General features: G+C 36.4%; 8 protein-coding genes. 6 read left to right on the top strand and 2 right to left on the bottom strand.

The features are described from left to right. Positions 1-60: 60 nt before the first annotated feature. Positions 61-288 carry a GNAT family N-acetyltransferase gene (locus tag CF596_RS14290; protein WP_242439175.1) on the top strand — a complete coding sequence of 76 codons (228 nt, stop codon included), beginning with the start codon at positions 61-63 and terminating at the stop codon, positions 286-288. A 4-nt stretch (positions 289-292) separates the two neighbouring features. Here CF596_RS14290 and CF596_RS14285 read toward each other — a convergent pair whose 3' ends face one another. Further along, entirely contained in the window at positions 293-631 is a 339-nt protein-coding gene (locus tag CF596_RS14285) for a hypothetical protein (RefSeq protein ID WP_096902854.1), read from the bottom strand. A gap of 210 nt (positions 632-841) precedes the next feature. Here CF596_RS14285 and CF596_RS14280 point away from each other — a divergent pair, with 210 nt between their 5' ends. After that, the gene (locus tag CF596_RS14280) at positions 842-1315 is read left to right on the top strand and encodes a BLUF domain-containing protein (RefSeq protein WP_096902853.1); all 474 of its coding nucleotides are present in this window, start codon (positions 842-844) and stop codon (positions 1313-1315) included. Between the two features lie 577 nt (positions 1316-1892). Here CF596_RS14280 and CF596_RS14270 read toward each other — a convergent pair. Beyond that, on the bottom strand, positions 1893-2414 hold the full coding sequence (locus CF596_RS14270) for a hypothetical protein (protein ID WP_096902852.1): 522 nt from the start codon (positions 2412-2414) through the stop codon (positions 1893-1895). A gap of 143 nt (positions 2415-2557) precedes the next feature. Here CF596_RS14270 and CF596_RS14265 point away from each other — a divergent pair, with 143 nt between their 5' ends. The 4 genes from CF596_RS14265 to CF596_RS14815 all read left to right on the top strand — a co-directional run bounded on the left by CF596_RS14265 (position 2558) and on the right by CF596_RS14815 (position 3822). After that, positions 2558-2788, top strand: coding sequence for a type II toxin-antitoxin system RelB/DinJ family antitoxin (locus CF596_RS14265; RefSeq protein WP_096902855.1), 231 nt, complete (start codon positions 2558-2560; stop codon positions 2786-2788). 82 nt (positions 2789-2870) lie between these two features. Further along, positions 2871-3254, top strand: a complete 384-nt coding sequence (locus tag CF596_RS14260; protein ID WP_046880031.1) for a transposase — start codon at positions 2871-2873, stop codon at positions 3252-3254. Next, the gene (gene tnpB / locus CF596_RS14255; protein ID WP_002034689.1) at positions 3251-3586 is read left to right on the top strand and encodes an IS66 family insertion sequence element accessory protein TnpB; all 336 of its coding nucleotides are present in this window, start codon (positions 3251-3253) and stop codon (positions 3584-3586) included. Before CF596_RS14260 ends, tnpB begins: the two co-directional genes overlap by 4 nt. A 74-nt stretch (positions 3587-3660) precedes the next feature. Next, positions 3661-3822, top strand: a complete 162-nt coding sequence (locus CF596_RS14815; RefSeq protein WP_171325028.1) for a hypothetical protein — start codon at positions 3661-3663, stop codon at positions 3820-3822. Positions 3823-3893: the final 71 nt, after the last annotated feature.

The following is a 3893-nucleotide window of genomic DNA, read 5'->3' as shown; positions in this document are numbered from 1 at the left end:
ACTGATTCTGCCTTTGCATCAGGTAATGTTGCCAAGATACAGAGCCGTGTATTTCGTTCAATAAGTGTTGCTATTGCTGAAATTACTTATCAATATCAAGATGATCACACTATTTTAGCAGATCATACTTGGGTCGATTTGACATTACGTGGCCAAGGGGTTGCCCGTCAACTATTAGATATTTTGGTCGCCTTTGCACGTGAAAAGCAGCTAAAAATTGTGCCTGTTTGCTCTTATGTTAAGACGACATTTGAAACGGATACACAATATGCCGATGTTGTGGCTTAAAAAATTATTTTTTAATCGCTATGATTGAGCTGACCTGTTTTTCTACAAACACTTTTTTAAAGTAGATCAACAGGTAAGGTATTGCATACATTCCAATCAGCATGCTGAATAAGAAGAATTTCAGCATCACCGAATCATTCAGTGCAATACATAAACCACTGATAAGCGCAATACAAAACCAGTGGAAAAAAAATGAGCTCACCCACTGCTTTAAACTTAGCCCTAATACAACAGATGAAATGAGTATATTTGTTTCTTCATTTAGACCTAAACGGTGAAAGCCAATCAGCATGCAAAAATAAACAATTAATAAAAATGATGTGGTAAGCACGTCTTTGAGCATCACTTTCTCCAAAACTAAACCAAAACCGCACTTTAAATTGAATGTATGTTAAAAGATGCTACACCTACACCATAGTGGTAAAAGTAGGGTTGAATTGTCAGTCATAAATTACAATTGATTAAAAAATAATCAAAACTATAAAATAATGAGTGATTATTTGAGTCTATTATCTTAATTTCATGACTACTTTTACATTAACAAGAGTGTGATATGTTAATCAGGTTGTGTTATGCCAGTACCCGAGCAGAACATCAAAATGATTTACTCCAAGAAATCAGTGATATTTTGGCAACAGCTCGTCAATTTAATGCTGCACAACACATTAATGGGGTACTTTATTATGCTGAGGGTCATTTTTTTCAGTGTTTAGAAGGTGAACAACAGCAGCTCGAGCAATTATTTGAGCGTATTCAACAGGACCCGCGCCACCGTGATGTCTTTCGCTTCCCTGACCAAATACTTGAGCATGTCCATTTTTCGGAATGGTCTATGAAATATGTGCATAAACATAGTCAGATTTCGAGTTTATTTAAAAAGCTCGGCTTTGATGTTTTTCTACCACATCGTTTGGATGAAAAGACAGTACAGCAATTTTTAGCTTTACTTTTGGATTTAGAACAAACCATCTTGCCTGAAAAATCTCAACGGGGTTATAAAAATAGAGGTTATTCAAACTTTTTCTAAATTTAGTTTGTAGGGTATTTGGGTCATTTCGCCTCTATCTATTGAAAACGGTTTAAATATTAAAAAGCCAATCTATAGTATGCAGATTGGCTTTTTTATCATGCAATAAAGTCAAGATTATTCGTAATTAACCGTCACTTTCAGGGCTTTTTCAACTGAAGCATGTTTAAGCACATCATAAGCTTTTACAAATTCTGAAAATTAAAATGCTGCGTTGCTAATTTTTCTAAAGGCGATTTACCTGAACAGCAGTTTTTAAAAGTATGTCTGTCGTATATTGGCATTCACCAAACCCGTGGTGATGGTCAGTTTTTTAATCCAGAGTTTGTTTAACTCAAAATTCATCGACTTATTTGTATTGGTTTTATAATGATTTGACCATATTTCTTAGTAATGGTGATGAAAGACATCCAGCAGCCGACCTGGTGCAATTGTTATACTCGCTGTAAGTTATCTTTCTAAAGTAACAGATCAAGATGACAAATTCATGAGCAGTATTATGAATTTATAATTAGTATAAAAAGCCCCCTATTTTTTAAAAAAACAGGGGGCTTTTTGAAAAGCTTTGTTCTTTTAATTATTCCCGCTTTCTACTAGGATCAATTGTCATTAAGTAAAAAAGGCCTGTATTCATATCTCTAACAGTGAAATGCCATCCTTTATTCTCTATTAATTCTTCTTTAATATAATTTTCGCCCTTCAGCCAAAGCCATTTATAGCTTTGAACATAATCAGAAAATCCTTCATAAATTTCATAATGTTCTATTTCTGACTGCTGACCAAATAGATTTTCAACAACAATTTTTGAGCCAAATACTTCACATTTATAGATCAGCCTAGAGTACATAAATATCTTAAACATTCCGACCATTGGTGAAATAAAGATAAAAAATACTACAAGCACCAACATAGCTAAATTATCTATAGTTTGTTTGTTTAAGCCCCAAATAATATTTTTATCGAATCCGTAGATGTATAAACCCAAAAGAACACTGCCTATGCTGAGTAAAAAATAGATACAAATCGCAATTATCACTTGATAACGATTTTCTTTAATTTTATAAAAGTTATACTCAAATATATCTTCACTTTTTGCCATTTTCTATTCTGATCCATATGCCCTTTAAGGGTTGTTCAATCTAAGGTTCTTAAATCAATTTAACATAATGGCTGTTATACGAACAATCTCTGTAATGCATATTGCATTACAATATTCTCATGCATTCAATAAATGGGAAAATGATGGCTACTGTTAATTTCAGGGTCGATGAAGCCCTTAAAGAAAAGTCTTATTCAATCCTAAAAGAACAAGGAATTGCACCTACTGAGTTCTTTACTAATATTCTTGAATATATTGCTACGACTGGAAAGCTTCCAGTACAAAAAGCTTTACTCTCAGAAGAGGATACCGAGCTATTAGCGATTGTTCGTAAACGTGTTAATGATCCTAAAGAGATGTTCGAGGAAGTGTAAGCGTCCGCTGAACACACCTTCTGAATTCATCCTATAAGCCTTAATTTAGTCCCCACTTAGAAACAAGTGGGGACTTAAATTTATGACTACAAATAATCAGACATCCATCGCATCTCTTGCGAAAAAACGAAGAACATACAGTGCTGAATTTAAACAGCAGATCGTTCAGGCTTGTAAAGCACCGGACGTTTCAATTGCTTCAGTCGCTTTGCAACATGGATTGAATACAAATCTTGTATCCAAATGGATTCGCTTAATTGATGCTAAGCCAGGGAGTGATCGCTCACCACTACCGAATAAACCTGCATTTATTGCCTTATCTTGCTCTGCACCATTAGATCCTACTCCTACTGACATGTTAAAAGTTCAAATTACTTTACCCCACTCAAAAGCAGAAATTGGCTTGAAATGGCAAGTATCGAAAATATCTGCTTTAGCAGAATTACTCAAGGTACTTGCAACATGATCCGCATTGATGAAATCTGGCTCTCCACCCAACCTCTGGATATGCGAGCAGGGATGGATACGGTCATGGCGCAGATTATGAAAGCCTTTGGCTCAATCAAACCGCATTGCGCCTACCTGTTCTGTAATAAACGTGGCCATCGTATGAAAGTGCTGGTACATGATGGACTGGGCATCTGGCTGTGTGCCCGGCGGCTGGAACAGGGAAAATTCCATTGGGCTCAAGTTCACCAAGGTGAAACCGTGGCCCTCAACCCGGAACAGTTACAGGCATTAATCCAGGGTTTGCCCTGGCAGCGCATTGGACGACAGCAAGTGGTAACAATGCTCTAAACCAAGCTCGGCTATTCTGCTATTCTCCAAACGTTCTATTTCCTCTGCGTCATGACCTCAGGCATACTGCGGTCATGAATACGCTGCCTGACTTAAGCCAACTGACCCATGAACAACTGCTGGAATTTACCCGGCAGTTGGCGATGCAGCATCAGTCTCTGGCACAATCAAATCAAGAATTAGAAAAATCAAACCAACAATTGGATGCCAAAGTTCAGCATCTTTCTATTCTCTAGGACTTACGCATTGACGGATTCAAAAAAGTATTAAAATACTTTATAAAGTATCTGTGATCAGACGAATTAAA

The sequence above is a fragment of the Acinetobacter sp. YT-02 genome, from assembly GCF_002412355.1.
GTDB lineage: Bacteria > Pseudomonadota > Gammaproteobacteria > Pseudomonadales > Moraxellaceae > Acinetobacter > Acinetobacter towneri.
This window is presented reverse-complemented; position numbering and strand designations above follow the sequence as displayed.

Bases quoted from the DNA above. Each gene is read 5' to 3' on its own strand.
- CF596_RS14285 (WP_096902854.1), bottom strand. From the start codon at position 631: ATGCTCAAAGACGTGCTTACCACATCATTTTTATTAATTGTTTATTTT.
- CF596_RS14280 (WP_096902853.1), top strand. From the start codon at position 842: ATGTTAATCAGGTTGTGTTATGCCAGTACCCGAGCAGAACATCAAAAT.
- CF596_RS14270 (WP_096902852.1), bottom strand. From the start codon at position 2,414: ATGGCAAAAAGTGAAGATATATTTGAGTATAACTTTTATAAAATTAAA.
- CF596_RS14265 (WP_096902855.1), top strand. From the start codon at position 2,558: ATGGCTACTGTTAATTTCAGGGTCGATGAAGCCCTTAAAGAAAAGTCT.
- CF596_RS14260 (WP_046880031.1), top strand. From the start codon at position 2,871: ATGACTACAAATAATCAGACATCCATCGCATCTCTTGCGAAAAAACGA.
- tnpB (WP_002034689.1), top strand. From the start codon at position 3,251: ATGATCCGCATTGATGAAATCTGGCTCTCCACCCAACCTCTGGATATG.
- CF596_RS14815 (WP_171325028.1), top strand. From the start codon at position 3,661: ATGAATACGCTGCCTGACTTAAGCCAACTGACCCATGAACAACTGCTG.